The organism is Kitasatospora sp. NPDC101108 (assembly GCF_055584725.1).
Genome location: NZ_JBVJLM010000014.1, coordinates 1 through 25,709, shown reverse-complemented (window position 1 = coordinate 25,709; position 25,709 = coordinate 1). Strand labels below are relative to the sequence as shown.

The window sequence follows — 25,709 nt, the reverse complement described above, 5'->3', positions numbered from 1 at the left end:
GGCCTGATGACGGCCAAGTCGGAGGACACCGCGCCGGAGCGACGCACCGGTACCCAGCCGGGCATCCCGTCGCCGTGGAACCGTCCGCAGAAACGGCGGACCCAGCCCGCCCTCAGCCGCGAGCAGATCGTCGCCGAGGCCTTCGCGCTGCTGGACTCCGAGGGCATCGACGCACTGAGCATGCGCAAGCTCGGCGCCCGCCTCAACGCCGGCGCGACCTCGCTCTACACCCACGTCGCCAACAAGGAGGAACTGCTCGCCCTGGTCGTCGACCACGTGTTCGGCGAACTCCCGCTGGCCCGGGCCGAGGGCGCCGATGACCCGCAGGTCTGGCGCGCGGCCATCGTCGAGTGCACCCAGGCCATGCGCGCCGCCGTCGTGCGCCACCCCTGGATGGTCGCCGTGATGGGCGACGTCGGGATGGTCTACCTCGGCCCCAACTGGATGCGGATCTCCGAGGCCCTGCTGGCCCTGATGGAGACGGCCGGCTTCGAGATCGGCGAGGCCAACGACGTGATGGGCGTCGTTATGGGCTACACCATCGGCACCGCCAGCGTGGAGGCCGCCTGGCTGAGCGCGCTGACCAGGAGCGGCCAGGGCGAGCAGGAGTTCATGGAGCAGCTGCTGCCCGCCGTCGTCGAGGCCACCAGGACGCACCCGCGACTGCACCGCCTGTACACCACCCAGGTGCCGGACGAGATCGAGGCCGGCCGGGACAGCAGCTTCCTGCGCGGCCTCAACATGATCCTGGACGGGATCGAGGCGAGGCGGCCCGCGCGCTGAGCCCGGACCGCCTCCCCCGACCACGCGCCGTCAACTCCCGCTCAGCGCCTGGACCTCCGCGTAACCCGGCACCGGAGCGACCGATCCCCCCGAGGCCACGGCGGCGGCCGTCGCCACCGCCGCCGCCAGCGCCGAGCGGTACAGCAGCGAGCCCAGGCTGACCCGGGCCACCCCGAGCCCGGCCAGCTCGGCGAGGCCCGGACCGGTCGGCGTCCAGAGGATGTTGAGCGGGACGGACAGCCGGTCGACCAGCCGGGCGATCACCGCCGAATCGGCGAGCCCGGGCACGAACACCCCGTCCGCGCCCGCCCGCCGGTAGGCGTCCAGCCGCCGTACGGTCTCCGGTTCGGGGTCCTCGGTGCCGCACCAGTAGGTGTCGGTGCGGGCGTTCACGAAGAGCTCCGGCACGGCGGCCTTCACCGCCGCGACCTTCGCCGCGTGGACGGCGGACGGCGCCAACGCGCCGTCCGGCCGACCGTCCTCCAGGTTGATGCCGACCGCGCCGGCCTCCGCCAACTCCACGGCCAGAGCGGCCACTTCGGCCGGGTCGTCGCTGAAGCCGGACTCCACGTCGACGCTCAGCAGGAAGCCGTCGCGGCCCAGCCGCCGGGCCAGCCGTACGGTCTCCGCGCGGGTGGCGGCCGCGCCGTCGGGCAGTCCGGCGGCGGCCGCCACCCCCAGGCTGGTGGTGCCGATCGCGGGGTGGCCGGCCGCGGCGAGGGCGGCGGCCGAGGCGTGGTCCCAGGCGTTCGGGAGCAGCAGCGGACGGCCGGGGCGGTGGTGCAGGGCGGCGAAGGCGGCCGTCGGGACGGAGGGCGTCATCGCGCCGCCTCCGTCCGCTCGATCGGGCCCACCGAGTCCGCGTAGTAGAAGCCGGCCCCGGCGAGGTGGCACACGATGTGCCGGAAGCTCCAGCCCGTCCCCGGCGAGTCGTCCAACTGCCGTTCCGGCAGTGCGGCGACCCGCAGGGACCAGATCCGGCCGAGCCGGGTGAGGCGGCTGCGGGCCTCGTCCAGGTCGGCGGTGGTGAACGGCGCCAGGTCGGCCGGGGTGGTGACGTTGGAGGCGTGCCAGTGGTCGGCGGGGGCCGGCTCGCCGGCCAGCCGGGCCTCCCACTCGGCCCAGTGGTCGAGGAGGTGGTCGGTGACCCGGCGGATCGCCTTGTGCGGGGTGTAGGTCCGGCCGTCGGAGCGGAACGGGCGGCCGTCCCAGGCCGTCCAGGTGTCCGCCAGGGCGAGCACGTGGTCGATCATCTCCGGGATGAGGGCGGCGAGTTCGGCCTGGTCGAGGGGCTCCTCGGCGGGCGGCCGGGAGGTGTCCGCCGGATCGGAGGAGCCGTGGAGGATGCCCTCGGCGATCACCAGCGCCTGCGCGCGGCCCGGGCATAGCCGGGGCGGGGCACCGAAGGCCAGTGGCTCGCGGCCCGGCTCCCGGGCGGCGTCGAGGTCGAGCAGCACGTGCGTCCCGGCGGGGACCGCGATCCCGCCGACCTCGGTCGCCCGGGCGGCGAAGCGGCGCATCGCCCGGACCGGCGGATCGTCCCGCAGGGCGTCGGCCGGTCCGCCACCGCTGCGCCGGGCGTGCTCGACCAGGGAGGCGGTGGCCTCGCAGGCCTGGACGAGCAGCCCGATCCGGTTGGCGGCCGTCTCGGGGTCGTCGTCGCCCATCGCGGGCAGCAGCCGGGCCACCGCCGCGTCCGCCGCCGGATCGTGGGGCGCCGGCTCGAAGTACGCCCGGGCGACCGCCTTCACGTCCCGGGCGACGGCCTCCGGGTCCGCCAGGCCGAGCGCCCGCGCGAGCGTCCGCACCACCCGCAGCCGGAGGTCCGGGTCGAAGCCGCCCGCGGCCAGGACCCGCAGCTCGGCCGAGTCCAGCCGTTCCAGGTCGGCCACCACCAGCGCCCGGCGCCGGGCGTGCGGCTCGCCCGCGCTGAACCGGGCGACGGTGGACCGCAGCCAGGCCACCGTGCCGTACGGGCCGGGCGTCGCGGGCGGCGGGACCAGTGCCGGGTCGGCCAGGGCCGCCGTCACGTCCTCGTGGCGGGAGAGGGTCAGTGCGGGGCACGTCGGATCTTGGGTCCTCGGATCGCTCATGCCGTCATCGTGGCCCCGGGTCGTTTCGGTCCCGGCCGAACAGTGCCGGGTCGACCCTGGAGGCATGGCCGACCATGGACGCATGACAGTGGACCCGCGGGGCCCGGCGCTCACCGCCTTCGCCGCGCTGCTCGCCGACCCCACCCGCGCCGCCTTCTGCTGCGCGCTGCTGGACGGCCGCGCCTGGACGGCGGGCGAGCTGGCCCGGTCGGCGGGCGTCGCACCGTCGACGGCCAGCGAGCACCTGTCCCGGCTGATCGCGGGCGGCCTGCTGGCCGAGGCGCGGCAGGGGCGGCACCGGTACGTCCGGCTGGCCTCCGCCGCCGTCGCGACGATGATCGAGGACCTCGCCGTCTTCGCCCAGGCCACGGCCGAGGCCGCTGCGCCCGGCCGGACCGCTCCCGCGGGCAGCGCTCCCAGCCGCACCGGCCGGCCGGAGCCCCGGAACCTCCGCCAGGCCACGCGGCAGAGCGCCGAGGCCCGCGCCCGCACCTGCTACGACCACCTGGCCGGCCGCCTGGGCGTGGCCGTCGCCGACGCCCTGCTCGACCGCGGCCTGGTCGCCGACCGCGCCGGGCTCGCCGTCACCGAGCGCGGCCACAGCTGGCTGGCCGCCCAGGCGATCGCACTGCCGCCGCACGCCGGCCGACCGGGCGGGCGCCCGGTGGTGCGCAGCTGCCTGGACTGGACGGAGCGCCGCAGCCACCTCGGCGGCGCGCTGGGCGCGGCCCTGTGCCGCACCGCGCTGGACCGCGCCTGGGTCGAGCCGATCGGCTCCGGCCGGGCCCTGAAGGTCACGCCGGGCGGCTGCCGGACGCTGCACGAGCTGCTCGGCGTCGAGGTGTCCTGAGACCACTCGCGACAGCGGCCGCTCAGCCCATCGACTTCGCCCCGTCCAGCGCCTCCCGGATGATGTCGGCGTGCCCGGCGTGCTGCGCGGTCTCCGCGATCAGGTGCAGCAGCACCCGCCGGGCCGACCAGCTCGCCCCCGGCTCGAACCAGGGCGCCGACGGCAGCGGGTGGGCGGCGTCGAGGTCGGGCAGGCTCCGCACCAGTTCGTCCGTGCCACGCGCCACCGCCTCGTACCCGGCGAGCAGCCCGGCCAGCGTGTCGCCCTCCGTCATCCGGAACTGCTCCGCCCAGTCCCCCTCGCCCTCACCGCCGCGCATCGCCTCCGCGCCGCCGGTGATGAACCGCACCCAGCGCGCCTCGACCGCCGCCACATGCTTGACCAGGCCGCCCAGGCACAGCGCACTGACCGTGGTGCGCCGGGCTGCCTGCTCGTCGGTGAGGTCCCGCAGGGTGCGGCGCAGCAGGTTCCGGTGCTTGTCCAGGGTCTCGACGAGGTCCTCGCGCTCCCCCATCAGACGTCCACGGTCGGCGGCCGCTCGCCCTCCGTCCGGCCGAGGTCGATCAGCCCGAAGGCCGCGCCCTGCTGGTCGCCGACCGCCGCGAACCGCCCGAACGGGCTGTCCATCGGCCCGAAGTACACCTTGCCGCCGTGCTTCCTCAGCCGCTCGATCGCCGCGTCGGTGTCGTCCACGGCGAAGTAGACGCTCACGTACGAGGGCGCCTCGGGCGGCAGGAAGTCACCCACCGCCCCCATCCGGCCCAGCACCGGCCGGCCGCCGACCAGGAACATCCGGTAGTCGATCTGCTCGGAGTCCATCTTCTGCGTGCCGTACGGGAAGACCGCCGGGAAGAAGGAGTCGGCCTTCCCGGGTTCGCGGGTGACGATCTCGGCCCAGCTGTACGCCCCGGGCTCGCCCTGCTTCTCGAAGCCGTGGTGGATGCCGGCCTGCCAGACGCCGAACACCACTCCGCCCGGGTCCCTGGCGATCACCATGGTGCCGAAGTCGCCGACCCGCATCGGGCCCATCACCACTTCGCCGCCATGGGTGCGGATCCGCTCGGCGGTGGCGGCGGCGTCCGGCGAGGCCAGGTAGAGGCACCAGGCGGACTGCGCCTGGCTGCCCGGCATCGGCGGCACGATCGCGGCGACCGCCTTGCCGTCCGAGTACGCCTGGGTGTAGTTGCCGAACTCCGACGAGCTCTCGCCGAAGGTCCAGCCCAGCACGTCGCCGTAGAAGGCCTTGGCGCCCTCCACGTCGCTGAACATCGCGTCGGCCCAACAGGGTGTGCCCTCAGGTAGCGCAGCCATCTCTCAGCCCTCGTCCATGACGGTGCGGACGCGCGCCGTCAGGCGCGCACGGCCCCCGACTGGTCAGCCTAGGGCGCGTCCGGCGAACCCGCGCGGGATGGCCCGCGCGGGTGCGCTCCCGCGGCGCGGTGCCCGGCTCAGCCCGCCGGCACGGCCCCGCGCACCGGCGGGCGCAGCGAGGTGGTGCCCAGGCCGGTCGGGCCGAGCGGCACCGCGCCCGTCACCGCCCCTGCTCCGGTCCCCGCCCCGGCCCCGGCCTCGACCGCTGCCGCCGCCCGGGCCCGGACCGCGCCCGCGAGGTCCCGCCCGGTGCCGAAGTGCCGCTCCAGGTCCTCGGTGCGGTACCGGCGGCAACCCCGGTGCCAGCTCAGGATGCCCGCGAGCCAGTTCTCCAGCTCCTTCACGTACCCGTCGAGCAGCTCCCTGGCCTCCGCGCCGAGCTCCAGGTCCTCGCACATGACCGGGAGTTCCCGCCGCGCGACGTGCTGGAACTGGTCCAGCCGGGAGCGCATCAGGTCGTCGACGATCCGCACCGCCGACGGGTAGTCGCAGTTGAAGAAGTTCTGCACCACCAGCACCGCGTTGTGCAGCTCGCCCTCGTACTCGACCTCCTTCTGGTACGAGAAGACGTCGTTCATCATGCACGCGTAGTCCATCGCGGAGTTCTCCAGCGCGCGCATCGAGCCGTGCCGGCGCACCTCCGCCGGGACGGTCCTCCCGTGGCCGAGCCGGGCGAGCATCGAGGTGAGCTGGGAGCCGAAGGTGGAGCGGCGCATCTCCAGGTAGTCGACCGGATCCGGCACACGGTTCTGGATCTGGTTGCCCAACTCCCAGATCCAGCCGGCCGTCATCACCTCGACCGACTCGCGCAGCGCGCCCCGGTTCTCGACGGTCATCGGGCCGGCGGTCCGCTCCCAGAGGTCGGCGAGGGAGCGCTCCAGCGCGTTGGCCGGCTCCGGCACGGGCTCGCCGTCCACCGGCATGAACAGCGGCAGCCGCGCGTTGGCGGCCTTGGCGCCCGCCAGGTCGCGGGTGCGGCCGAAGATCCTCGGGTAGTAGTCGTCGGCCCAGGTGCCCCAGGCCAACCAGGCTGAGCTGATGTCGAGTTGGTCGGCGGTGGCGTCGGGGTGGATGCCGGCCGCGCACAGCGGCAGGTCGTAGTCGCGCATCGCCGCGGCGTCCCAGATGCCCGAGCCGGGGACTCCGGGGTGCTCGGCCAGCAGGCCCACCCGCTCGGCCCACTCGACCACCCGCTCCCGCGCGCCGTCCAGGTGGGGGCTGAGCGACAGCGCGAACGGCAGCTCGAACTCCGGCAGCCGGGACGGCCCGACAGGCCGGAACGGCACATGTCCGTGCGAGCGCGCCCGCCGTACGGCCGGAGCCGCCGGGGCCTGCGGCGTCCCGGCGCCCTTGCGCAGCACGTCCAGCGCCGAGGTCCCGATCCCGCCGATCGCGTACTGGTCCCACCAGTTGCCGGACCCGGGCGCCCCCGGCAGCTCCCCGCCGGAGCCCGGTGCCACCTCACCGGCCGAACCCGCCGCCGCCCCACCGCCGTTCATGTACCGGCTGGACCGCATGTGCCACTCGTGCCCGCCCGACTGCCAGTCCTGCAGCCCCTTGACGTACGCCATCACCCGGGCCCGGCCCGCCGGGTCGAGCCCGGTCTCCGCGAACAGCACCGGCAGTTCGGTGAACACGGTGTTCTCGAACTGCTGCAGCCGCGAGGTGAGCAGGTCGTTGACCGCCTCGGCGGCCTCCTGGGTGGAGCACTCCAGGAACCGCTCCAACACCAGGATGCCGTTGCTCAGTTCGCCCTCGTCCTCGACCTCGCGCTGGTACGAGAAGATGTCGTTGCGCAGGTGCACGCCGTCGGAGAAGGCGTCCATCAGCACCCGCAGCGCCCGCGAACCGGACACCTCCTTCGGCACCTCGGCCCCGGCCGCGTACTCGACCAGCTGCGCCGACCACGGCGCCCCGCCGACCTTGCGGCGCATCTCGATGTACTCGACCGGGTTGGCGATCCGGCCCGCGTCGATGTTGGCGAGCTCCCACAGCGACTCGTTGAGCAGGTTGCGGGTGCTCTCGGCGAACCGGATCCGCCAGTCCTCCCCCATCACCGGCACGGTCCGCCGCCACAGATCGGCCAGCCCCGCCTCGACCGGGTTCTCCGGCTCCGGCACCGGGGCCTCCGGATCGGCCGGCATGAACAGCGGCAGCCGGTCGAGGTGCGCCTTGCCCGCCCGCCGGTCGTTGGTGCGCTTGTACATGTCGAGGAAGTGGTCGTCGAAGAAGAACACCCAGACGTACCAGTCGGTGACGAGCGACAACGCCTCGGCGGAGGCGTCGGGGTGGGTGTACGCGCAGAGCAACCCGTAGTCGTGGGCGTCCAGGTCGGTCTGCTCCCAGATCCCGGATCCCTCCAACATGCCCATCTCCCGCGCCCATTCCGAGGAGTGGGCCCGTGCCCCGTCCAGATGGGGATTGAGCCGCGCCGGGTGCGGCACGTAGAAGGACGGCAGTTCGAACGGCTGGGTCACGGCGGGCGAGCCTTTCTGGACACGTCGATTGGACCAAGGATGACGCCACGTCACCTCGGTTCACCGCAACAACAGCAACAGTCATATGAGATGACCCATTTGACAACGAACAGGGGCGGGCCACCGGATGGCGGCCCGCCCCTGCGGCGGGTGGCCGGTCAGGCCGCGAGGCCCAGGGCGAGGGAGGCGGCGGCCGGAGCCAGGTAGATCAGGGGGAAGGGGATGTGGGCGTAGGCGCGGGCGCGGGCGACGGTGATCACGGCGCCGAGGAAGTACAGAACGATGCCGACGGCGGCCGCGTAGCCGACGGCCGGGACGGCGAGACCGACCAGCAGCCCGAGGGCTCCGGCGGCCTTGGCCACGCCGAGCCAGGTCCACCAGGCGCGCGGGACGCCGTACTCGGCGAGCGGCCCCACGACGTACTCGGCGCCGGCGAAGACGGAGTACGCCGAGAAGCCGACCATGAGGGCGCCGAGGACGGTGACGACGGTGTGGGCGACGGACATTGGAGTGCTCCCCGTTCGGTGACTGGTCGATCCGGGCCGGTCGGATCCGGTCGGACACAGCACTGACCCGGAGCGCCCGGCGGATGTGACAGCCGCGGACAAAAATGTTTCCGCGCCGACTCGGGGGAACTTTCAACAACCGCTCCGCCAACGAACAAAGCAGGACTGACAAGGGCTGGAAACACCAAGACTTCCTCAGATACGGGCGTGTTGACCGGGTCCGTCCACGCCGCGTCATCCAGACTGGGCGCCGACCGACGTCAACTCCGAGGAGGCCAAACCTCATGAACGTCACCGTCCGGCTCGCCCAGCAGCCCGAGGCCGACGAACTGCTCGGACGGAGTGCGCTCGCCGCGCTCGTCGGCATGCTGCTGGACCAACAGGTGCCGATGGAATGGGCGTTCACCGGCCCGTTGACCATCGCCCAGCGCCTCGGCCGCAACGACCTCGACGCCCACGAGATCGCCACCTACAGCCCGGAGGAGTTCGTCGCGCTGCTCTCCGCGAAACCGGCCGTCCACCGCTACCCGGCCGCGATGGCCAAACGGGTGCAGCAGCTGTGCCAGTTCCTCGTCGCGCAGTACGACGGCGACGCCGCCGCGCTGTGGAAGGACGCCCGCACCGGCAAGGAACTGCTCAGCCGCCTCAACGCCCTTCCCGGCTTCGGCAAGCAGAAGTCGCAGATCTTCCTGGCCCTGCTCGGCAAGCAGTACGGGGTACGGCCCGAGGGCTGGCGCGAGGCGGCCGGCGTGTACGGCGAGGAGGGCGCACACCGCTCGGTCGCCGACATCACCGGCCCCGAATCCCTCGCCCTGGTACGCGAGTTCAAGCAGGAGGCGAAGCGCGCGGCGAAGGAGGCGAAGGCCGCCGCCAAGCCCCGCACCACCACCCGGACCGCCACCGCCGCCTCCGCCGCGGCCCGTTGAGGCCACGGCCCCGGGACAGCAGCGGCTAGCCGCGCCCGGACACCAGGGCGTAGGCGTACCGCCCGCGGATCGACCGGACGAAGTACCGTCCGTGGCTCTCCGCCGCGAGCAGTTCCCGGTGCACCCGGGCCGGCACGTCCGCGTACCGGTACACCGGCCCTCCGGTGAACTCCAGCTCCAGCACCCGCGCCCGCGGGTCGTACCCGACCGAGCGCAGCACCGAGGAGTCCACCGCCGTACGGTCCATGACCCTCCCAGTGTGCGATGAGGGCCCCGGCCGCGCAGCGCGACCGAGGCCCTCACCCCGGAACCATCGGCTCCGGGCCGGTCCCGGGGAACCCGGAGCCGGACCCGTCACACCAGGACGGGCTCCCGCCGCTCCGCGCCGTCCGGGTCACCGGCCCCGGCCGCCACCCCCCGCTCGCGCGGCAGCGCGAACATCAGCAGGAACACCGCCAGCAGCACCCCCGCGACCCACCACATCGCGTGCACGAAGGCCCCGCCGAAGGCCGTCCCCAGCGCGTCCGGCGCGACCACGTCGTCCATCGCCCCGAAGAAGGCCACCGACACCAGCCCGAGCCCGAGCGCGTTGCCCACCTGCTGCACGGTGTTGATCAGCCCCGAGGCCGACCCGGCGTGCCGGCGCGGCACCTCGGACAGGATCGCGTCGGTGATCGGCGCGACGATCAGCCCCATCCCGAGGCCCATCACCACCAGCGGCAGGGCCATCTGCCAGGGCTCGATGCCCGTCCCGTACCGGTGCGCCTCCCCGATGTAGGTGAGCACGCCCGCCGCCATGATCAGGGCGCCCGCCTGGAGCACCTTGCGCCCGAACCGCGGCACCAGCTTCTGCACCGAGATCCCGGCCGCCGTGGAGACCGCGAGCGAGAACGGGATGCCGGTGGCGCCCGCCTTGAGCGGGCTCCAGCCGAGGCCGACCTGCATGTAGAGCGTCCAGACCAGGAAGAAGATGCCGAGCGCGACACCGAAGGCCAGCTGGACGCAGATCCCGGCCGCGAAGCTCTTCACCCGGAACAGCGACAGTTCGACCAGCGGCGAGCCGTCCCGCCGCGTCTTGGCCTTCTCGTAGACCACGAAGAGCACGAACACCGGCAGGCTCCCGGCCATCGACAGGTAGCCCCAGAGCGGCCAGCCGGCCTCCCGGCCGTGGGTCAGCGGGTAGATCAGCATCAGCAGACCGAGGCTGGCCAGCGCCACGCCGACCAGGTCCAGCTTGAGCGCGTGCTCGGCCCTGGACTCGTCGATGAAGCGGCGCCCGAGCAGCAGCCCGGCGATCCCGACCGGCAGGTTGATCAGGAAGATCGGCCGCCATTCGAGGCCCAGCAGGTCCCACTCGGTCAGCAGCGCGCCGATCATCGGACCGGACACCGCGCCCAGCCCGACCACCGCGCCGAACATCCCGAAGACCTTGCCGCGCTCCTCCGCCGGGAAGGTCGCGTGGATGATCGACAGCACCTGCGGCACCATCAGGGCCGCCGTCCCGCCCTGCAGGATCCGCATCGCGACCAGCATCTCCGGGCCGGAGGCCAGTCCGCACAGCGCCGAGGCCAGCGTGAAGCCGCCGATGCCGAGCAGGAACAGCCGCTTGCGGCCGTGGATGTCACCGAGCCGCCCGCCGGTGATCAGACCGATCGCGAAGGCCAGCGCGTAGCCGCCGGTGACCCACTGGATGGCGCTGAAGGAGGCGCCGGTGTCCTGCTGGATGCTCGGGATGGCGATGTTGACGATGGTGACGTCCACCAGGTCCATGAAGGAGGCGACCATCACGATCGCCAGCGCGATCCACCTCCGCCGGTCGGCTCCCGCCGTACTCATGCCGTTCTCCTCACTCGTCCGCTGCTGCACGTCCGGAACGGTACGGGCCATATAGGTCAGGTCCTGTCCCACTTGCTCCGGCATGCTGGAGGGCATGAGCGACACGCCGGCCCGGCTGCTGAACCTGCTGTCCCTGCTGCAGACCCCGCGCGAGTGGCCCGGCAGCGAACTCGCCGAGCGGCTCGGCGTCAGCCCGCGCACCATCCGCCGGGACATCGACCGGCTGCGCGACCTCGGCTACCCGGTGCAGGCCACCATGGGCGCGGTCGGCGGCTACCGGCTGGTCGCGGGCACCGCGATGCCGCCGCTGCTGCTGGACGACGAGGAGGCGGTGGCCATCGCGGTCGGCCTGCGGGCGGCCGCCGGGCACGCGGTGGTCGGCATCGAGGAGGCCTCGGTACGGGCGCTCGGCAAGCTGCTCCAGGTGCTGCCGGGCCGGCTGCGGCACCGGGTCGGCACCCTGAACACGGCCACCGTGCCGCTGCTCACCGGGGACGGCCCGACCGTCGACCCGGAGGCCCTGACCCTGCTCGCCGGCGCCGTCACCAACCACGAGCGGCTGCGCTTCGCCTACCGGGCCCGCGACGGCGCCGAGACCAGGCGCAACGTCGAGCCCGAGCGGCTCGTCTCGACCGGCCGCCGCTGGTACCTGATCGGCTACGACCTGGACCGGGAGGACTGGCGGCTCTTCCGGGTCGACCGGATCACCGAACCGTTCGCCACCGGCGCCCGCTTCACCCCGCGCCCGCTCCCGGCCGAGGACGCCGCCGTGTTCGTGGCGAGCCGGCTGCGCCGCCGATCACCGACCCACACCATGGTGGCCACCGTCCACCGCCCCGCCGCCGAGGTCGACGGCTGTATGCCCTGGACCGGCGACTACGAGATCGAACCGATCGACGACCACAGCTGCCGCCTGCGCTCCCGGGCCGAATCCCTGAAGTGGCTGGCGGCCGGACTGCTGATGCTGGACTGCGACTTCGAGGTGCACGAACCCCCGGAGCTGCGCGAGCAGCTGCGCACCCTCGCGGCCAGGGCCGGCCGCGCGGCGAACCGGGAGACCTGAACCGGCAGAGCTGAGCCGGGGAAGTCGCGCCGGGCAGGTCCCGCCGGGGAAGTCGAACCGGGGCCCGCCGTGGACGACGGACCCCGGTGCGAAAAGCGGACTCAGACCCCGTACTCGGCCGTCAGCAGCGCCCGCCCGAGGGTGTGGAAGGTGAGGTTGAACCCGATCTGGGCGGCCGGGGTGTCGGCGGTGACGTCCAGCTTCTCCACGTCCAGCGCGTGCACCGCGAACACGTACCGGTGCGGGGCCCCGGGCGGCGGGGCGGCGCCGTCGTACTTGTTGTCCGGGAAGTCGTTGCGCCCGTGGAAGGAGGCCGCGCCCGGCAGGGCCTCGTCCGAGGAGCCGGCGCCGCGCGGCAGCTCGGTGGTGTCGGCGGGCAGGTTGAGGGCCAGCCAGTGCCACCAGCCGGAGCCGGTCGGCGCGTCCGGGTCGTAGCAGGTGACGGCGATGCTCCGGGTGCCCTCCGGCAGGCCCGACCAGGCCAGCTGCGGCGAGAGGTTGCCGCCGCCGTGGATGAACTCCTGGCCCAGCGTGCCGCCTTCGGTGATGTCCCGGCTGCTCAGCTCGAAGGACGGCACCTGCGGCAGGAACTCGTACGGCAACGGCGGACGAACACTCATGGGGTGCACCTCTCACGGTCGGAATGACATTGATCACTGTAATGGGGTGCACGACCGATCAGGCCGCCCCTACAGTCGGCGTCATGGCCTCGAAACTCGCCCAGTTGCTCTCGGATTCCCGCCGCGCGCTGTTGACCATGCTCGGCCTCCAGGCCGTCATCTGGTCCCTCCAGGTGGTGAACTGGCTGGACGACTACGACCTGTCCAAGGAGTACGGCCTGCGCCCCGAGCGGGTGGACGACCTGCCCGAGATGTTCACCATGCCCTTCCTGCACTTCGGTTGGGACCACATCATCTCCAACTCCTGGCCGCTGTTCGTGCTCGGCTTCCTGGCCGCCTACCGCGGCATGCGGAAGTTCCTGCTGGCCAGCCTGGTGATCACGGTGTCCGGCGGGCTCACCATCTGGCTGCTGGAGAGCTCGAACACCGTGACGGCCGGGGCGAGCGGCATGGTCTACGGCTACCTGGGCTACGTCGTGCTGCGCGGCGTCCTCGACCGGAACGTGCTGGACGCGGTGGTCGGCCTCGGCGTCGCCGCCGTCTACTGGACGAGCCTGATCGGCCTGCTGCCGGTGTCCCACGGGGTCAGCTGGCTGGGCCACCTCGGCGGGCTGCTCGGCGGACTGGCCGCCGCCTACCTGCTCCGCAACCCGGCGCAGCTCCGCGACCGGGAGCGGCCGGAGCCGGTCCCCGCGGCACCCGCCCCCACCGGCCCCAACGCCGCCCTGCTCAAGGAACTGGACGACCTGGGCCTGTGACCCGAACGGGGCGCCAGGTATAGACCATTCCCGCCCCTCCGGCTAGCGTGAACGCCGCACCCGCCCCCAGCTCCGGAGCCGCACCGTGGAGTCGTCCGTCCTCGCCTTCGCCACCGACCTGCTCGACGAGGGCGCCGACACCTTCTTCGGCAACCTCACCGACCGGGCCGGCGTCGGCGGCGTCACCCTGGCCGCCGTCTACCACGAGGCCCGCGACGTCTTCCCGCACAACCCCCGCCGGGTGATCCGCTACCTGGAGCCCGGCGCCGCCTACTTCCGCCCCGACCCGGCCCGCTGGACGGGCCGCCGCCTCTCCCCCGCCCCGTCCGGCGCGATCGGCGAGCGCGACCCCTTCGCCGAGGCCGCCGCCGAGGCCGGCCGCCGCGGCCTCAAACTGCACGCCTGGACGGTCTTCTGCCACAACGACCGGCTCGGCTTCGCCCACCCCGACTGCGCGCCGGCCAACGCCTTCGGCGACCGCCACCTCACCGAGCTCTGCCCGGCCCACCCCGAGGTCCGCGAGTACGCCCTGACCCTGGTCGACGAGCTCGCCCGGTACGGCGTGGACGCGATCCGCGCCGAGTCCCTGCACTTCCACGGCCTGCGCCACGGCTACCACCACGAGCGCTACTTCGAGGAACTGGGCCCGACCGCCGAGGCGCTGCTCGGCGTCTGCTTCTGCCCGCACTGCCGCGCCGCCGCCACCCGCGCGGGCGTCCCCGCCGAGCTGGTCGCCGAGGCCGTCCGGACCGAGCTGCGCCGCCGCCTGGCCGACCAGGAGGCCGCCGCCGAGCCCACCGACCTGAGCGCCCTCGCCGACGGCGCCTTCGCCGCCTACGTGGACGCCTCCGCCGCCACCGTCACCTCGCTCGCCGCCGAACTCACCGAACGGGCCCGCCACCACGGCATGCGGCTGAGCTTCATGGACGGCGGCGGCCCCGGCAGGGGCTGGCTGGCCGGCATCGACCTGCCCGCCCTCGCCGGGGCCACCGACCAGATCGAGACCCTCGGCTACGCCGGGACCGCGGAGGCCGTTCGGGAGAAGCTCGCCGCCTTCGCCCTGCACGGCGTCCGCCCGGAGCGGATGGCGGTGATCCTGCGCCCGATGGCCGCGGACTGCGACGGCCCGGAGAACCTCGCCGCCAAGATCGCCGTCCTGCGCGGGCTCGGCGTCCCCGAGGTCGAGTTCTACCACTACGGCCTGATGCGGCTGTCCTCGCTCGACCGGATCGGCGCCGCCCTCGGGAGCTGACTCAGCGCCGCCGCTTGGACGTCCCGAACAGGCTGCGCGAGATCTCCTGCCCGAGCTGCCTCCCGGCCGAGCGGGCGAAGGACTTCACCGCCGGGTTGCTGAGCAGCGACCCCAGCAGCCCGCCCACCCCCGCGGTCTCCTCCCGCCGGGCCCGTCCGGACGGCGCGGACCCGTCGGCGATCTCCCGGACGGTCTGCGGGGTGGGGGCGGAGGACATCGGTGCACGCTCCTGGACGGGATCGGAGGCCGGAAGCACGGCCTGAACCCGGCCGCGACCGGGCGATGTTCACGACATTTCCCATCAAACAGCCGCAATCGCCCACCCGCAGCTCACAACCGTGCGCGTGGCGCCCCCGCAGCTGCTGGGCCATCCGCCGTCCGAACGGTAGGCTTTCCGTGTGATCTTCAAGCGCATCGGCAATGGGCGGCCGTACCCGGATCACGGCCGGACGAGCACCCGCCAGTGGGCTGACGTCGCCCCACGTCCGGTGCGGCTCGACCAGCTGGTGACCACCAAGGGCCAACTCGACCTGGAAACCCTGCTGGCCGAGGACTCGACCTTCTACGGGGACCTCTTCGCCCACGTGGTGAAGTGGCGCGGCGACCTCTACCTGGAGGACGGGCTGCACCGGGCCGTACGGGCCGCGCTGCAGCAGCGCCAGGTGCTGCACGCCCGCGTCCTCGAAATGGACTGACGGCCGCGCGTCGACCTCACCGGACCGCCCCCTCGCCACCCGGCGGAGGGCGGTCCGCGCGTACCCGGGTACCTCCTTTCGGGTACCGGGGTACTCCAGATGATGATCGTTTAGTACCTTCGCAGCCGTCCGGCACTACGCTGCTGACTACGGCCGCGACCAGGGGATCCGCCCGCACCGGGAGGACGCCTCTGCCCGGTCCACCCGTCATCCCGACCCCACCCCGACGAGGGGGAGACAAACCGTGAGCATGTTGACTCCCCAAGGCCTCAAGGGGAAGCAGTACCGCGTCACCGGCAACGCCTACCCACGGCTGGGCCGGCCCCCGAAGAAGAGTCGCAAGGTGATCGCCGCGCTCGCGGCCCTGCTCGCCCTGGCCCTGATCGGCCTCGGCGGCATGCAGCTGTACGACATCTTCCGAGGCAGGTCCGGGAACTCCGCCGCGCGGGCCTGCGCCAACCCGTCCGGCAAGCCGCTGGCCGCCCCGACCCCGGGCGCCACCCCCGGCACACCCGCGGCCTCCGGCGCGCCCGCGGCCTCCGGTGCCCCGGCCGCCCCGGTGGACCCGCACGCCGTCCCCGCGCCCACGGCCGTCACGGTGAACATCTACAACGCCACCACCAAGGCCGGCCTGGCCGGGCGGACCGCCGAGGAGTTCAAGAAGCGCGGCTTCGTCATCGGCAAGGTCGGCAACGCGCCCGCCGAACTGGACAAGAAGGTGCCCGGCACCGCCCAGGTGATCGCCGGCCCGACCGGCGCCGCCGCCGGCACCCTGGTGAGCTCCCAGATCGCCGGGGCCACCGTCACCGCCGACGCCCGCTCCGACGCCAGCGTGGACTTCGTGATCGGCGACAGCTACAACGCCCTGCTGGACGAGACCCAGGCGGCCGCCGCCCTCGCCCTGGCCACCAAGCCCTCCCCCACCCCGAGTGCCACCGGCAGCTGCTGACCGCACGACAGCAAGGAAGACGGCAAGAAGGACCGGACAAGAACGGAGCCCCCGGCAGACGCAGTGCCGGGGGCTCTCGGACGTTCGGACGGGGGATCAGCCGGCCGTGCCGTACAGCCGGTCGCCCGCGTCGCCCAGGCCGGGGACGATGTAGCCGTTCTCGTTCAGCCGCTCGTCCAGCGCGGCGGTGACCACGGTGACCGGCAGGTCGGCCAGCTCGCGCTTCATCACCTCGACGCCCTCCGGCGCGGCCAGCAGCACCACGGCGGTGACGTCGGTGGCGCCGCGCTCGATCAGCATCCTGATCGCCGCGACCAGGGTGCCGCCGGTGGCCAGCATCGGGTCGAGCACGTAGACCTGGCGGCCGGAGAGGTCGTCCGGCATCCGGGTGGCGTACGTGGAGGCCTCCAGGGTCTCCTCGTTGCGCACCATGCCGAGGAAGCCGACCTCGGCGGTCGGCAGCAGGCGGGTCATCCCGTCCAGCATGCCGAGACCGGCCCGCAGGATCGGCACGACCAGCGGACGCGGGTAGCTGAGCCGGGTGCCGAGGGTGACCGCCACGGGGGTGGTGATCTCCACCTCGTCGGTGCGGACGTCCCGGGTGGCCTCGTAGGCGAGGAGGGTCACCAGCTCGTCGGTCAGGCGACGGAAGGTCGGCGAGTCGGTGCGCTCGTCGCGCAGGGTGGAGAGCTTGTGGGCGACCAGGGGGTGGTCGACGACGTGGAGACGCATGTACCGAGGTTAGCCCGGTCCTGGACGCCTGTACGACACGCCGTGCCAGGCCGCCCACCGGCTGCGGTCACCTGTCCGTGACACGCCGTGACGGCGGGCGAATGTCCGGACCGAACCGGTTCCTGTGGTATCAACCCGGCCGTTCTGGGAATGTCACGTCTTATGACGAGCAACCCGAAAGCCGGGGACGGCTCGGAGGACGAGCCCGTCGGCGGAGCGGCCCTTCGCGCCGGCCCGCCGCAGGACCCCCCGGAGACCGAGTCGGAGCGCCGCAAACGGCGGGCCGTCTTCCTGCGTGAGCTCGCCGAGGCCCGCGAGCTGAGGGAGCGGGTCCAGCCCCGGCGGACGAAGGAACGCCGGATGCGCGAGGCGATGCGGATGCGAACCTTCCGCATCTGACCCGGGCCCGGCCCGGTTCCCCACTCCCGCGACCCGACCCCGTCCCCGTCCCTCGGCGGTCCGACAGGCGTTCGGGCCAAATTTCGACCGGCTTCGGCGGGCCCCGGCCCGGCTCCGCCGTCCACCGCCCGGCCCTTCCGACACGACCTGCAAAGACGCGCTGCCGAACACCCCCCGCAACGGCGGGCTTTCTGTCACGATTCCGATGGGACGGTCCGAACAAGCGGACCGCCTCTGGCGCGGGGGCGGCCAGATTTTCGCGTCGCCCGAGCGCGCCGACAGCCGAGACCGATGATCTTGGGAGTGTCCCTGGTGGCGTACTTCGCTGCAGTGCTTGCTCGCACCGAGGACGGGTGGGATGTGAGCGAGACGGAGCTCGACGACGTCGAAACCCTGGCCGATCTGACCGATCTGGCCCGCGACGCCGCGCAGGACGACGACAGCGTCCTGATCTTCATCGAACAGGAGGACGCCTGGTTCGCCATCGTCCGGGTGGACGGTGAGGACGACCCGCGGATCTTCGTGTCGGACGGCGCCGCCGCCGCCCGCAGCTCCTACGGCTCCGTCCTCACCGACGAGCTGGTCGACCAGGCCGGCGAGAGCGAGTTCGGCGACCTGGACCACCTGCTGGACGAGGAGGCCGAGGCCGAGGAGCAGGCCGACGAGGACGCGGACGGCCGCGGCGGCGTCCCGGTCGGCCCGCTGGGCGACGCCCACCTGCTCACCGAGTTCGGCCTGGCCGCCGACGAGCTGCTCGCCCTCAGCGGCGAGGGTGCGGTGCCGGGCGACGCCCTGGAGGAGATCGCCGAGGCCCTGGGCTGCGGCGAGGTACTGGAGGCGGTCCGGTAGCGGCACCGGTCAGGCCGGTGTCCACCACCGGATGCCCGACACTGGATGCCATGCAGCCCGCATCCACCCCGCTGACCGTCCCGCACGTCCCCCCGCTGCCCGCTCCCGTCCGCCCCGACCCGGTCCGCGACCGCTGGGCGGCGCCGATGCGCCTCGCCATCGCCGAGGCCGCCCTGGCGCCGGCCACCGGGGACGTCCCGGTCGGGGCGCTCGTCCTGGGCCCGGACGGCGAGGTGCTCGGGCGCGGCCACAACGAGCGCGAGGCGGTGGGCGACCCGACCGCGCACGCCGAGGTGGTCGCGATCCGGCAGGCCGCCGAGAAGATCGGGGAGTGGCGGCTCAGCGGCTGCACCCTGGTGGTGACCCTGGAGCCCTGCACGATGTGCGCCGGCGCCATCGTGCTGTCCCGGATCGACCGGGTGGTCTACGGCGCCCTCGACGAGAAGGCCGGCGCGGCCGGCTCGCTCTTCGACGTGATGCGCGACCGCCGGCTCAACCACCGGCCCGAGGTGATCTGGGGCGTCCTCGCCGAGGAGTGCGGCGAGCAGCTGCGCGCCTTCTTCGACACCCACCGCTGACCCCGCCAGGGGCCGCCCGCGGACACGGATTTCGTGACCGCGCCACCCGTCCGGTAGAGTTCCCCTCGGTAGCGTGTCCGAGCGGCCAAAGGAGCACGCCTCGAAAGCGTGTGTGGGGGCAACTCCACCGTGGGTTCGAATCCCACCGCTACCGCTGAAAGCCCGAGGGCCCGTCCGATCCGGACGGGCCCTCGGCGTTTCCGCGCACCCTCGGACGCGGACAGGGCTCCGCACCTCCGGGCCCGTGACCACCACGGCCCGGCTCGTACGGAGCCTGGAGGGGGAGCGGCTCGGGGGACTGACCGCTCCCCCGGCGGAGTCCCACAACCGGTGCCGCGTCGGGGGGAGTCGCGACGACCGGTCCCACAGCGGGGATCTCCGGATCCACGTGCCGGGGATTCCTGCCAGACCCTCGGCACGCCATCCATCCTGCCGCCCGGCCGGCGGCCGGGCACCCGGAGAAAGGCCCCACTCACGGGGACCTTCGTCCCGCCGGGCCAACGCGCCGCACACTTGATAGCCCGTCCGGTGGATAAGCTGCCCTGCAGGGCTGCTCGGGGACCCGGATGACGGCGGCCCACCGCAGGGAGGAAGGTCACGATGGCGCAGGCGAAGAAGATCGGCATGGCCCTCCTGCTCATCTTCGTGCTCTACTCGATCATCACCTCACCGGCCCGGTCCGCCGAACTCGTCCAGCTGGGCTTCGAGGGCATCTCGAACGCGGCCAAGGCGGTCGGCACCTTCATGACCGGTCTGATCAAGTAAGGAGCGGCCATCGTGATCCGCCACCTCGTCCTGTTCAAGCTCAACGAGGGCGTCGCCAGGGACGACCAGCGCGTCCTCGCCGGCGCCAAGGCGTTCGCCGAGCTCGGCTCGCTGATCCCCGAGCTGCGCGAGTGGGAGTGCGGCTGGAACACCACCGAGCGCGACATCGCGTACGACTACGCGATCAACAGCCTGGTCGAGGACGGCAAGTCCCTCCAGGCCTACCTGACCCACCCCGCCCACCAGGCGGCGGCCGGCCAGTGGCGCGAGTTCGCGACCTGGGTCATCGCCGACATCGAGGTCTGATCCCGCCCGGCCGTCCCCCGGACGGCCCGCGTCGCCCCGCCCGGCCTCCGGGCGGGGCGTTCTGCTCTGTCCGGGAACGACCCGTGCGGCGCCTCGTCGACGGGCGCCGCGGAGATCGGGCACCCCACCAACACACCTCCGCCGGGTGCTTGCCCGACCTGCGCCCGCCTTGTGATGCTATGACCGGTTTTGCCGGACATGGCGAGGTGTGAACCAGCCCCGACACCCGATCCGCAGGGCCCGCCGTTGACGAGACTTTGGGAGGGGTGACGTGTCCGTGGACGAGGTGCTGGCTGCGATCATCAGCCCGGCCGGGGAGCTCCGCCCCGACGGGCTGCGCGGCCCCGGCGGCCGACCCGCCGTGGACGTCCGGACGCTCACCCGGGTGCTGTTCGAGCGGCTCTCCGAGCTGCCCCCGGACGCCCCCGAACGGGAGCGGGTCCGGGCCGCGCTGATCGAGGTGAACATCCCGCTGGTCCGCTACGCGGCCACCCGCTTCCGCAGCCGCAGTGAGCCGATGGAGGACGTCGTCCAGGTCGGCACCATCGGCCTGATCAACGCGATCGACCGCTTCGACCCGACCCGGGGCGTCCAGTTCCCCACCTACGCGCTGCCGACCATCCTGGGCGAGATCAAGCGCTACTTCCGGGACAACGTCCGCACCATGCACGTCCCGCGCCGGCTCCAGGAGCTGTGGGTGCAGGTCAGCGGCGCCATGGAGGAGCTGACGGTGCTGCACGGGCGGGCCCCCAAGGTGCCCGAGATCGCCGCCAGCCTGCGGATCCCCGAGGAGGACGTCCGGGCCTGCCTGGACGCCGGGCGCGCCTACAACGCGGCCTCCCTGGAGGCCGCCCAGGAGCACGAGGGCGGCCTCGCCCTGCTGGACCGGCTCGGCTACGAGGACGCCGCGCTGGCCGAGGTCGAGCACCGCGACATGGTCCGCCACCTGCTGGTCCAGCTCCCCGAGCGGGAGCGGCGGATCGTGATGCTGCGGTTCTTCGCCAACCTGACCCAGTCGCAGATCAGCACCGAGCTCGGGATGTCCCAGATGCACGTGTCCCGACTGCTCTCCCGGATCCTGACGAGGCTTCGGACCGGCAACTCCTGGGAAGAATGAGATTGCAGCGCGTTACCCCCGCGTGACATCTTGCGACGTTCGGGTTTGCCGTGCACCGTGTTCCGGTATGGAGGGGGTTGGGCCCCCGCCGGGAACCTCCGTGCGACGGCCCCCGTTCAACTGTCAGTCACAAGGGGGTGGGCGCATGTCCGGAGAGCTGGGCACTGCGGAGATCCACGCTGGTCAGGCCGAGGGTACGACGGTCACCGAGGACCGGATCCCGCTCCAACGGGCCGGCTCCGGGGCGCCGGCCCAGGCACCGCCCGGCTCCGGGCTGGACACCCGGACGCTCTCCCGCTCGCTGTTCCTGCGGCTGGCCGCGCTGGACCCGGGCAGCGAGGAGCACACCTACGTCCGCGACACCCTGATCGAGCTCAACCTGCCGCTGGTCCGGTACGCCTCGGCGCGCTTCCGCAGCCGCAACGAGCCGATGGAGGACATCGTCCAGGTCGGCACCATCGGCCTGATCAAGGCGATCGACCGCTTCGACCCGGAGCGCGGGGTGGAGTTCCCCACCTTCGCGATGCCGACCGTGGTCGGCGAGATCAAGCGCTTCTTCCGGGACACCAGCTGGTCGGTCCGGGTGCCGCGTCGGCTGCAGGAGCTCCGGCTGGCGCTCACCAAGGCCGGGGACGAGCTGTCCCAGCGGCTGGACCGCTCCCCCACCGTGGCGGAGCTGGCCGCCTGCCTCGGGGTCAGCGAGGAGGACGTCGTCGAGGGCCTCGCGGTGGGCAACGCCTACACCGCCAGCTCGCTCGACTCCAGCCCCGGCGAGGAGGACAGCGAGGGTCCGCTGGCCGACCGGCTCGGCTACGAGGACCTCGCGCTGGAGGGCGTGGAGTACCGGGAGTCGCTCAAGCCGCTGCTGGCCAAGCTGCCGCCGCGCGAGCGCCGGATCATCATGCTGCGGTTCTTCGGCAACCTCACCCAGTCGCAGATCGGCGAGGAGATCGGGATCTCCCAGATGCACGTCTCCCGGCTGCTCACCCGGACGCTCACCCAGCTCCGCGAGGGGCTGATCAGCGAGGGCTGACCGCCGCCGGGTTCACCCCGCGCCGTCCAGCAGGTTGGCGCGCAGCCCGTCGAGCACCTCGTCGTCCAGCCCGAGCCCCTCCCGCCAGAAGGCGTCGAAGCCGCTCCAGCCGGCCTCGACCTCCGCGAAGGCCGCGTCCAGGTAGCCGCGGTCGGCCCGGAACACCGGCAGGAGGAGCTCGGGCTCGTGCATCACGCCCCGGCTGCCGAAGTCCGCCAGCACCCGTTCGACCACGGCGGCGGAGCGCTCGTTGGTGAGCAGGTAGTCGGCGAACACCGTCTCGCGCTCCACGCCCAGGGCGGTCAGCACCAGCGCGGCCGCCCAGCCGGTGCGGTCCTTGCCGGCCGAGCAGTGGAACAGCAGTGGGACGCCGTCCGGGTCGGCCAGCAGCCGCAGCAGGGCGGCGAACCGCTCGCGGGCCACCGGGTCGGTGACGAACCAGCGGTAGAGGCCGGTCATCATGGCGGCCGCCCGGCCGTTGCCGAGCAGGCTGCGCTGCCGGCGCGCGCTGCGGTCGGCGAGGGCGTCGCGCAGCGTCGCGTTGATGTCGAAGTCCGCTGCCCACAAAGGGAGGTGGTGGGTCGCGACGCCGTCCGGCAGCCGGTCCGGGCCGGCCTCGCGGACCTCCTCGGCGCTGCGCAGGTCGACCACCGCGCGCAGGCCGAGCGCGCCCAGCGGGTCGAGGTCCTCGGTGGTGACATGGTTCAGGCCGTCACTGCGCAGGACCGCGCCACCGCGCACCACCCGCCCTCCGGCCGTCCGGTAGCCGCCCAGGTCCCGGGCGTTGACCGCACCGCGGAGGCCGAGACTGCGTCCGGCCAGGACCGCCCGGTCCGGCTCCGGGAGCACATTCCGTACGGCCCCGATTCGCTCGGACGCGATCCGACCTTCCGTCACCCGTGAGCCTCCATTGCATATTCGGACTGTCACATGGCACAGCGGTGCTCGATATTGCATGAACCTGCCCATTCGGGCGGCGAGATGTGCGAGAGTGTCTGGCGCAACGACGACAGTGTAGGTGTCCCACGGATCCGTGTGAGCCGCACTGTCGGTAACCAGCTGTAGCGGTCGGCTTCCGGTTTTTCATTTTCAATTCATTATTTGCGCGGGCGGTCCGGATGCGGTCACAATCAGCGCCTCCATGGCTTCACCATGAACGTTGGTAACAGGTTCGCTGCACTCTCGCCCAATTGGTCCCTCGCACCGTCGACCCTCGACCAGGATGGGCGCCGGGCAGCCTGCTGCCCGCGAACAGCTACACGGGCAGGCGAGCGCCGAGCAGCGCGGTGCCTGACCCAAGGGGAGGATCAGACATGGGTCACGCGACCCGAAGATTTGCCGCTTGCGCAGCGGCAGTTCTGCTGGCCAGCGGCCTGCAGACCACCCTGGCCCACGGCGACACCACGCCGCCCAGGATCGACCTCACCGTCCTGGTCATCGACGACGGGGGACCGTCCGTCGCGGCGATCACCGCCGAGCTGAAGAGCCAGGGCACGCCGTACAAGGTCGTCACCCTCAATGACCCCAACCGCCCCGTGATCAACTCGGCTTTCCTGAGCGACACGGTGAACGGGTCCCCCCGGGGCAAGTACCAGGGCATCGTGCTGCCCAACGAAAACCCCTTCCCCAACAGCGCCGCCGAGATGACGGCGATCGCCACGTACGAAGCCGCTTTCAACGTCCGGCAGATCGACGCGTACACGTGGGCCAGTCCGGCGGTCGGACTGAACTACGCCCAGAATCCGGGATTCGTCGGCACCCTCGACGGATTCCAGGCGGCCACCACCTCGGCCGGGACTTCCGGTCCGTTCGGGTACCTCAAGGGCAGCGTCCCGTTCGAGGACAACGACCCCAACGTGAGCGAGAGTTACGGCTACCTGGCGACCCCGCTCGCCAACCTGCCGTCCGGCGCGTCCTTCGTCCCGCTGGTCGACGCGGCGATACCGAACACGACCAGCCGCGGTTCGCTGGTCGGTGAGTACACCCACGACGGCCGCAAGGAACTGGTCGTCACCTTCGTCTACAACCAGTACCAGCAGCAGTACCGGCTGCTGGCCCGCGGCATGGTCGACTGGATCACCCAGGGCGTCCACCTCGGCTACGACCGCAACTACTTCGCCACCCACGTCGACGACGTCTTCCTGGCCGACGACCGCTGGAGCACCACGCTCAAGTGCACCCCCGGCGACGTCACCTGCCCGCCCGGCACCCCGGACACGGGCAACCCGATCCGGATGACGCAGGCCGACGCCCAGGTCCTCAAGCAGTGGCAGACCACCAACAACTTCACGCTGGACATGCTGTTCAACGGCGGCGGCAGCGAGGACTGGAAGTCCGACCACCAGGCCACGGTGGACCCGACCGCCAGCCAGATGATCGCCGACCAGAACAGCTACCGCTGGGTCAACCACACCTACTCCCACCCGTACCTGGGCTGCGTGCAGGACGTCAGCGTGGTGCCGTGGAAGTGCTCCAAGGACGCCGCGGGCAACACCGTCTGGACCGACCAGAACACCATCTCCACCCAGATCAAGCAGAACTTCGACTGGGCCACCGCCAACGGCCTCAAGGCCGACCCGCAGGTGCTCGTCACCGGTGAGCACTCCGGTCTGCTCACCGCCCCCCAGGAGACCAGCGACAACCCGAACCTGGCGCCGGCGCTGGCCGCCAACGGCATCAGGTTCACCGGCAGCGACGCCTCCCGCGAGCCCGCCCAGCGGGCCGTCGGCTCGTCCACGCTGACCGTGCCGCGGTACCCGATGAACGTCTTCTACAACGCCGGTTCGGCGCAGGAGGAGACCGACGAGTACAACTGGATCTACACCAGCAAGGCCAACGGCGGCAGCGGCGTCTGCGAGAACAACGCCAACTCCACCTGCCTGCCCCAGCCGCTGGACACCGCCACCGGCTACCAGTCGTACATCGTGCCGCTGGAGGCCCGGATCGACCTCGGCCACGTGCTGAACAACGACCCGCGCCCGCACTTCGTGCACCAGTCGAACCTCTCCGAGGGCCGGATCCTGTACCCGGTGCTGGAGAAGATCCTCGGCAACTACCGCTCGCTGTTCGCCGACAGCACCCCGATCATGAACCTCGGCGAGCGTGAGATCGGCCAGGAGTTCCAGAAGCGCGCGGCGTGGAACAACGCCCTCGCCTCCGGCCAGGTCACCGCCTACCGGATCGGCAACACCGTCACCGTCAGCGCGCCGGCCGGTGTTCAGGTCCAGGCCACCATGCCGACCGGAACTGCTCAGAAGATGGCCATCGGTACGGCCGCCTTCGGTTCGGCCTACGCCGGTACGCTCTCGGGCTGGGCCTCCCCGGGCGCCCTGCAGAGCAGCGTCACCCTGCAGATCCCGACCGCCGTCGCACCGGCCGCCCCGGCCGCCGTCGCGCCGAGCGTCGCGGCCAAGTCCGTCCCGGCACCGGCGCCGGCGGACAAGAAGGTCGTGCCGCAGGGCGTCGCCACCCCCGTCCCGGCGGGCCCCGGCGACACCACCCGCAAGCCCGCCGCCAAGTCCCTCGTGCCCGGCAGCGGAATCCCGGTGCCCGGCAAGGACGCCGTCAAGGGCAACGGCGCCCAGCACCCCGGCAAGCGGTAACACGTAACACCCCGTGGCGGGGGGGGGGGGGGGGGGCGGCCCCCCCCCCCCCCCCCCCCCCCCCCCCCCCCCCCCCCCCCCCGCCCCCCCGGGCCCCCCCCCCCCCCCCCCCCCCCCCCCCCCCCCCCCCCCCCCCCCCCCCCCCCCCC

General features: G+C 72.7%; 28 protein-coding genes and 1 tRNA gene. 17 read left to right on the top strand and 12 right to left on the bottom strand.

Translation table 11 applies throughout. The features are described 5' to 3' along the window. Positions 1-6: 6 nt before the first annotated feature. Positions 7-783 carry a TetR/AcrR family transcriptional regulator gene (locus ACZ6Z8_RS26960; RefSeq protein ID WP_465612619.1) on the top strand — a complete coding sequence of 259 codons (777 nt, stop codon included), beginning with the start codon at positions 7-9 and terminating at the stop codon, positions 781-783. Positions 784-813: 30 nt separating this feature from the next. On the opposite strand, the gene ACZ6Z8_RS26955 is transcribed toward ACZ6Z8_RS26960, so the two are convergent. Then, complete coding sequence (locus tag ACZ6Z8_RS26955; RefSeq protein ID WP_465612618.1) at positions 814-1,605, bottom strand: isocitrate lyase/PEP mutase family protein; 792 nt, start codon at positions 1,603-1,605, stop codon at positions 814-816. Then, entirely contained in the window at positions 1,602-2,876 is a 1,275-nt protein-coding gene (locus tag ACZ6Z8_RS26950) for a cytochrome P450 family protein (RefSeq protein WP_465612617.1), read from the bottom strand. The genes ACZ6Z8_RS26955 and ACZ6Z8_RS26950 overlap by 4 nt, the downstream gene beginning before the upstream one ends. Positions 2,877-2,958: 82 nt before the next feature. Between ACZ6Z8_RS26950 and ACZ6Z8_RS26945 the strand changes: the two genes are divergently transcribed. Then, complete coding sequence (locus tag ACZ6Z8_RS26945) at positions 2,959-3,726, top strand: ArsR/SmtB family transcription factor (RefSeq protein ID WP_465612616.1); 768 nt, start codon at positions 2,959-2,961, stop codon at positions 3,724-3,726. Positions 3,727-3,748: 22 nt separating this feature from the next. On the opposite strand, the gene ACZ6Z8_RS26940 is transcribed toward ACZ6Z8_RS26945, so the two are convergent. From ACZ6Z8_RS26940 to ACZ6Z8_RS26925, 4 genes are all read right to left on the bottom strand, one after another. After that, positions 3,749-4,240 (bottom strand): DinB family protein, encoded by a 492-nt coding sequence (locus ACZ6Z8_RS26940; RefSeq protein WP_465612615.1) that lies wholly within the window; start codon positions 4,238-4,240, stop codon positions 3,749-3,751. Then, entirely contained in the window at positions 4,240-5,037 is a 798-nt protein-coding gene (locus ACZ6Z8_RS26935; protein ID WP_465612614.1) for a VOC family protein, read from the bottom strand. Before ACZ6Z8_RS26935 ends, ACZ6Z8_RS26940 begins: the two co-directional genes overlap by 1 nt. Before the next feature lie 137 nt (positions 5,038-5,174). Then, entirely contained in the window at positions 5,175-7,574 is a 2,400-nt protein-coding gene (locus ACZ6Z8_RS26930) for a terpene synthase family protein (protein WP_465612613.1), read from the bottom strand. Positions 7,575-7,732: 158 nt separating this feature from the next. Further along, positions 7,733-8,080 carry a DoxX family protein gene (locus ACZ6Z8_RS26925; protein ID WP_465612612.1) on the bottom strand — a complete coding sequence of 116 codons (348 nt, stop codon included), beginning with the start codon at positions 8,078-8,080 and terminating at the stop codon, positions 7,733-7,735. A gap of 284 nt (positions 8,081-8,364) precedes the next feature. On the opposite strand from ACZ6Z8_RS26925, the gene ACZ6Z8_RS26920 reads away from it, so the two are divergent. Continuing rightward, positions 8,365-9,006 (top strand): HhH-GPD-type base excision DNA repair protein, encoded by a 642-nt coding sequence (locus ACZ6Z8_RS26920; RefSeq protein ID WP_465612611.1) that lies wholly within the window; start codon positions 8,365-8,367, stop codon positions 9,004-9,006. A gap of 25 nt (positions 9,007-9,031) precedes the next feature. Here the strand turns inward: ACZ6Z8_RS26920 and ACZ6Z8_RS26915 are convergent, their stop codons facing one another. Together ACZ6Z8_RS26915 and ACZ6Z8_RS26910 are read right to left on the bottom strand one after the other, a co-directional pair. After that, a complete protein-coding gene (locus ACZ6Z8_RS26915) occupies positions 9,032-9,253 on the bottom strand; it encodes a KTSC domain-containing protein (RefSeq protein ID WP_465612610.1) in 222 nt (73 codons plus the stop codon). A gap of 107 nt (positions 9,254-9,360) precedes the next feature. Then, on the bottom strand, positions 9,361-10,842 hold the full coding sequence (locus tag ACZ6Z8_RS26910; RefSeq protein ID WP_465612609.1) for an MFS transporter: 1,482 nt from the start codon (positions 10,840-10,842) through the stop codon (positions 9,361-9,363). Positions 10,843-10,936: 94 nt separating this feature from the next. Between ACZ6Z8_RS26910 and ACZ6Z8_RS26905 the strand changes: the two genes are divergently transcribed. Then, positions 10,937-11,905: a helix-turn-helix transcriptional regulator gene (locus ACZ6Z8_RS26905; RefSeq protein ID WP_465612608.1), complete on the top strand. Its 969-nt coding sequence runs from the start codon at positions 10,937-10,939 to the stop codon at positions 11,903-11,905. A 101-nt stretch (positions 11,906-12,006) separates the two neighbouring features. Here ACZ6Z8_RS26905 and ACZ6Z8_RS26900 read toward each other — a convergent pair whose 3' ends face one another. After that, positions 12,007-12,525 (bottom strand): YbhB/YbcL family Raf kinase inhibitor-like protein, encoded by a 519-nt coding sequence (locus ACZ6Z8_RS26900; RefSeq protein ID WP_465612607.1) that lies wholly within the window; start codon positions 12,523-12,525, stop codon positions 12,007-12,009. Between the two features lie 83 nt (positions 12,526-12,608). Between ACZ6Z8_RS26900 and ACZ6Z8_RS26895 the strand changes: the two genes are divergently transcribed. Both ACZ6Z8_RS26895 and ACZ6Z8_RS26890 read left to right on the top strand, forming a co-directional pair. Next, on the top strand, positions 12,609-13,283 hold the full coding sequence (locus tag ACZ6Z8_RS26895; RefSeq protein ID WP_465612606.1) for a rhomboid family intramembrane serine protease: 675 nt from the start codon (positions 12,609-12,611) through the stop codon (positions 13,281-13,283). A gap of 85 nt (positions 13,284-13,368) precedes the next feature. Beyond that, positions 13,369-14,535, top strand: coding sequence for a hypothetical protein (locus tag ACZ6Z8_RS26890; protein WP_465612605.1), 1,167 nt, complete (start codon positions 13,369-13,371; stop codon positions 14,533-14,535). A 1-nt stretch (position 14,536) separates the two neighbouring features. Here the strand turns inward: ACZ6Z8_RS26890 and ACZ6Z8_RS26885 are convergent, their stop codons facing one another. Next, complete coding sequence (locus tag ACZ6Z8_RS26885; RefSeq protein WP_465612604.1) at positions 14,537-14,752, bottom strand: hypothetical protein; 216 nt, start codon at positions 14,750-14,752, stop codon at positions 14,537-14,539. Positions 14,753-14,933: 181 nt separating this feature from the next. Between ACZ6Z8_RS26885 and ACZ6Z8_RS26880 the strand changes: the two genes are divergently transcribed. Both ACZ6Z8_RS26880 and ACZ6Z8_RS26875 read left to right on the top strand, forming a co-directional pair. Then, positions 14,934-15,230, top strand: coding sequence for a type II toxin-antitoxin system VapB family antitoxin (locus ACZ6Z8_RS26880; RefSeq protein ID WP_014136828.1), 297 nt, complete (start codon positions 14,934-14,936; stop codon positions 15,228-15,230). Between the two features lie 250 nt (positions 15,231-15,480). Continuing rightward, positions 15,481-16,179, top strand: coding sequence for a LytR C-terminal domain-containing protein (locus ACZ6Z8_RS26875; protein WP_465612720.1), 699 nt, complete (start codon positions 15,481-15,483; stop codon positions 16,177-16,179). Between the two features lie 96 nt (positions 16,180-16,275). Here the strand turns inward: ACZ6Z8_RS26875 and upp are convergent, their stop codons facing one another. Beyond that, on the bottom strand, positions 16,276-16,911 hold the full coding sequence (upp, locus tag ACZ6Z8_RS26870; protein ID WP_030278500.1) for a uracil phosphoribosyltransferase: 636 nt from the start codon (positions 16,909-16,911) through the stop codon (positions 16,276-16,278). A gap of 162 nt (positions 16,912-17,073) precedes the next feature. On the opposite strand from upp, the gene ACZ6Z8_RS26865 reads away from it, so the two are divergent. The 8 genes from ACZ6Z8_RS26865 to ACZ6Z8_RS26830 all read left to right on the top strand — a co-directional run bounded on the left by ACZ6Z8_RS26865 (position 17,074) and on the right by ACZ6Z8_RS26830 (position 21,958). Continuing rightward, complete coding sequence (locus ACZ6Z8_RS26865) at positions 17,074-17,310, top strand: hypothetical protein (RefSeq protein ID WP_465612603.1); 237 nt, start codon at positions 17,074-17,076, stop codon at positions 17,308-17,310. A gap of 291 nt (positions 17,311-17,601) precedes the next feature. After that, the gene (locus ACZ6Z8_RS26860; RefSeq protein WP_465612602.1) at positions 17,602-18,159 is read left to right on the top strand and encodes a tRNA adenosine deaminase-associated protein; all 558 of its coding nucleotides are present in this window, start codon (positions 17,602-17,604) and stop codon (positions 18,157-18,159) included. Between the two features lie 50 nt (positions 18,160-18,209). Further along, the gene (gene tadA, locus ACZ6Z8_RS26855) at positions 18,210-18,737 is read left to right on the top strand and encodes a tRNA adenosine(34) deaminase TadA (protein WP_465612601.1); all 528 of its coding nucleotides are present in this window, start codon (positions 18,210-18,212) and stop codon (positions 18,735-18,737) included. Between the two features lie 67 nt (positions 18,738-18,804). Further along, positions 18,805-18,891 (top strand) — tRNA-Ser (locus tag ACZ6Z8_RS26850). Positions 18,892-19,337: 446 nt separating this feature from the next. Further along, positions 19,338-19,502 (top strand): hypothetical protein, encoded by a 165-nt coding sequence (locus ACZ6Z8_RS26845; RefSeq protein WP_188304848.1) that lies wholly within the window; start codon positions 19,338-19,340, stop codon positions 19,500-19,502. A gap of 12 nt (positions 19,503-19,514) precedes the next feature. Continuing rightward, positions 19,515-19,808: a Dabb family protein gene (locus ACZ6Z8_RS26840; RefSeq protein ID WP_465612600.1), complete on the top strand. Its 294-nt coding sequence runs from the start codon at positions 19,515-19,517 to the stop codon at positions 19,806-19,808. A 334-nt stretch (positions 19,809-20,142) separates the two neighbouring features. Then, positions 20,143-20,925: an RNA polymerase sigma factor SigF gene (locus ACZ6Z8_RS26835; RefSeq protein ID WP_465612719.1), complete on the top strand. Its 783-nt coding sequence runs from the start codon at positions 20,143-20,145 to the stop codon at positions 20,923-20,925. A 145-nt stretch (positions 20,926-21,070) separates the two neighbouring features. Next, the gene (locus tag ACZ6Z8_RS26830) at positions 21,071-21,958 is read left to right on the top strand and encodes an RNA polymerase sigma factor SigF (protein ID WP_465612599.1); all 888 of its coding nucleotides are present in this window, start codon (positions 21,071-21,073) and stop codon (positions 21,956-21,958) included. A 12-nt stretch (positions 21,959-21,970) separates the two neighbouring features. Here the strand turns inward: ACZ6Z8_RS26830 and ACZ6Z8_RS26825 are convergent, their stop codons facing one another. Continuing rightward, complete coding sequence (locus ACZ6Z8_RS26825) at positions 21,971-22,807, bottom strand: tyrosine-protein phosphatase (RefSeq protein ID WP_465612598.1); 837 nt, start codon at positions 22,805-22,807, stop codon at positions 21,971-21,973. A gap of 464 nt (positions 22,808-23,271) precedes the next feature. On the opposite strand from ACZ6Z8_RS26825, the gene ACZ6Z8_RS26820 reads away from it, so the two are divergent. Beyond that, a complete protein-coding gene (locus ACZ6Z8_RS26820) occupies positions 23,272-25,560 on the top strand; it encodes a hypothetical protein (RefSeq protein WP_465612597.1) in 2,289 nt (762 codons plus the stop codon). Positions 25,561-25,709: the final 149 nt, after the last annotated feature.

Excerpts from the sequence above, each read along its gene's own strand:
- ACZ6Z8_RS26960 (WP_465612619.1), top strand. The coding sequence starts at position 7 with ATGACGGCCAAGTCGGAGGACACCGCGCCGGAGCGACGCACCGGTACC.
- ACZ6Z8_RS26955 (WP_465612618.1), bottom strand. The coding sequence starts at position 1,605 with ATGACGCCCTCCGTCCCGACGGCCGCCTTCGCCGCCCTGCACCACCGC.
- ACZ6Z8_RS26950 (WP_465612617.1), bottom strand. The coding sequence starts at position 2,876 with ATGAGCGATCCGAGGACCCAAGATCCGACGTGCCCCGCACTGACCCTC.
- ACZ6Z8_RS26945 (WP_465612616.1), top strand. The coding sequence starts at position 2,959 with ATGACAGTGGACCCGCGGGGCCCGGCGCTCACCGCCTTCGCCGCGCTG.
- ACZ6Z8_RS26940 (WP_465612615.1), bottom strand. The coding sequence starts at position 4,240 with ATGGGGGAGCGCGAGGACCTCGTCGAGACCCTGGACAAGCACCGGAAC.
- ACZ6Z8_RS26935 (WP_465612614.1), bottom strand. The coding sequence starts at position 5,037 with ATGGCTGCGCTACCTGAGGGCACACCCTGTTGGGCCGACGCGATGTTC.
- ACZ6Z8_RS26925 (WP_465612612.1), bottom strand. The coding sequence starts at position 8,080 with ATGTCCGTCGCCCACACCGTCGTCACCGTCCTCGGCGCCCTCATGGTC.
- ACZ6Z8_RS26920 (WP_465612611.1), top strand. The coding sequence starts at position 8,365 with ATGAACGTCACCGTCCGGCTCGCCCAGCAGCCCGAGGCCGACGAACTG.
- ACZ6Z8_RS26915 (WP_465612610.1), bottom strand. The coding sequence starts at position 9,253 with ATGGACCGTACGGCGGTGGACTCCTCGGTGCTGCGCTCGGTCGGGTAC.
- ACZ6Z8_RS26910 (WP_465612609.1), bottom strand. The coding sequence starts at position 10,842 with ATGAGTACGGCGGGAGCCGACCGGCGGAGGTGGATCGCGCTGGCGATC.
- ACZ6Z8_RS26905 (WP_465612608.1), top strand. The coding sequence starts at position 10,937 with ATGAGCGACACGCCGGCCCGGCTGCTGAACCTGCTGTCCCTGCTGCAG.
- ACZ6Z8_RS26900 (WP_465612607.1), bottom strand. The coding sequence starts at position 12,525 with ATGAGTGTTCGTCCGCCGTTGCCGTACGAGTTCCTGCCGCAGGTGCCG.
- ACZ6Z8_RS26895 (WP_465612606.1), top strand. The coding sequence starts at position 12,609 with ATGGCCTCGAAACTCGCCCAGTTGCTCTCGGATTCCCGCCGCGCGCTG.
- ACZ6Z8_RS26885 (WP_465612604.1), bottom strand. The coding sequence starts at position 14,752 with ATGTCCTCCGCCCCCACCCCGCAGACCGTCCGGGAGATCGCCGACGGG.
- ACZ6Z8_RS26875 (WP_465612720.1), top strand. The coding sequence starts at position 15,481 with ATGTTGACTCCCCAAGGCCTCAAGGGGAAGCAGTACCGCGTCACCGGC.
- upp (WP_030278500.1), bottom strand. The coding sequence starts at position 16,911 with ATGCGTCTCCACGTCGTCGACCACCCCCTGGTCGCCCACAAGCTCTCC.
- ACZ6Z8_RS26865 (WP_465612603.1), top strand. The coding sequence starts at position 17,074 with ATGACGAGCAACCCGAAAGCCGGGGACGGCTCGGAGGACGAGCCCGTC.
- ACZ6Z8_RS26860 (WP_465612602.1), top strand. The coding sequence starts at position 17,602 with ATGATCTTGGGAGTGTCCCTGGTGGCGTACTTCGCTGCAGTGCTTGCT.
- tadA (WP_465612601.1), top strand. The coding sequence starts at position 18,210 with ATGCAGCCCGCATCCACCCCGCTGACCGTCCCGCACGTCCCCCCGCTG.
- ACZ6Z8_RS26845 (WP_188304848.1), top strand. The coding sequence starts at position 19,338 with ATGGCGCAGGCGAAGAAGATCGGCATGGCCCTCCTGCTCATCTTCGTG.
- ACZ6Z8_RS26830 (WP_465612599.1), top strand. The coding sequence starts at position 21,071 with ATGTCCGGAGAGCTGGGCACTGCGGAGATCCACGCTGGTCAGGCCGAG.
- ACZ6Z8_RS26820 (WP_465612597.1), top strand. The coding sequence starts at position 23,272 with ATGGGTCACGCGACCCGAAGATTTGCCGCTTGCGCAGCGGCAGTTCTG.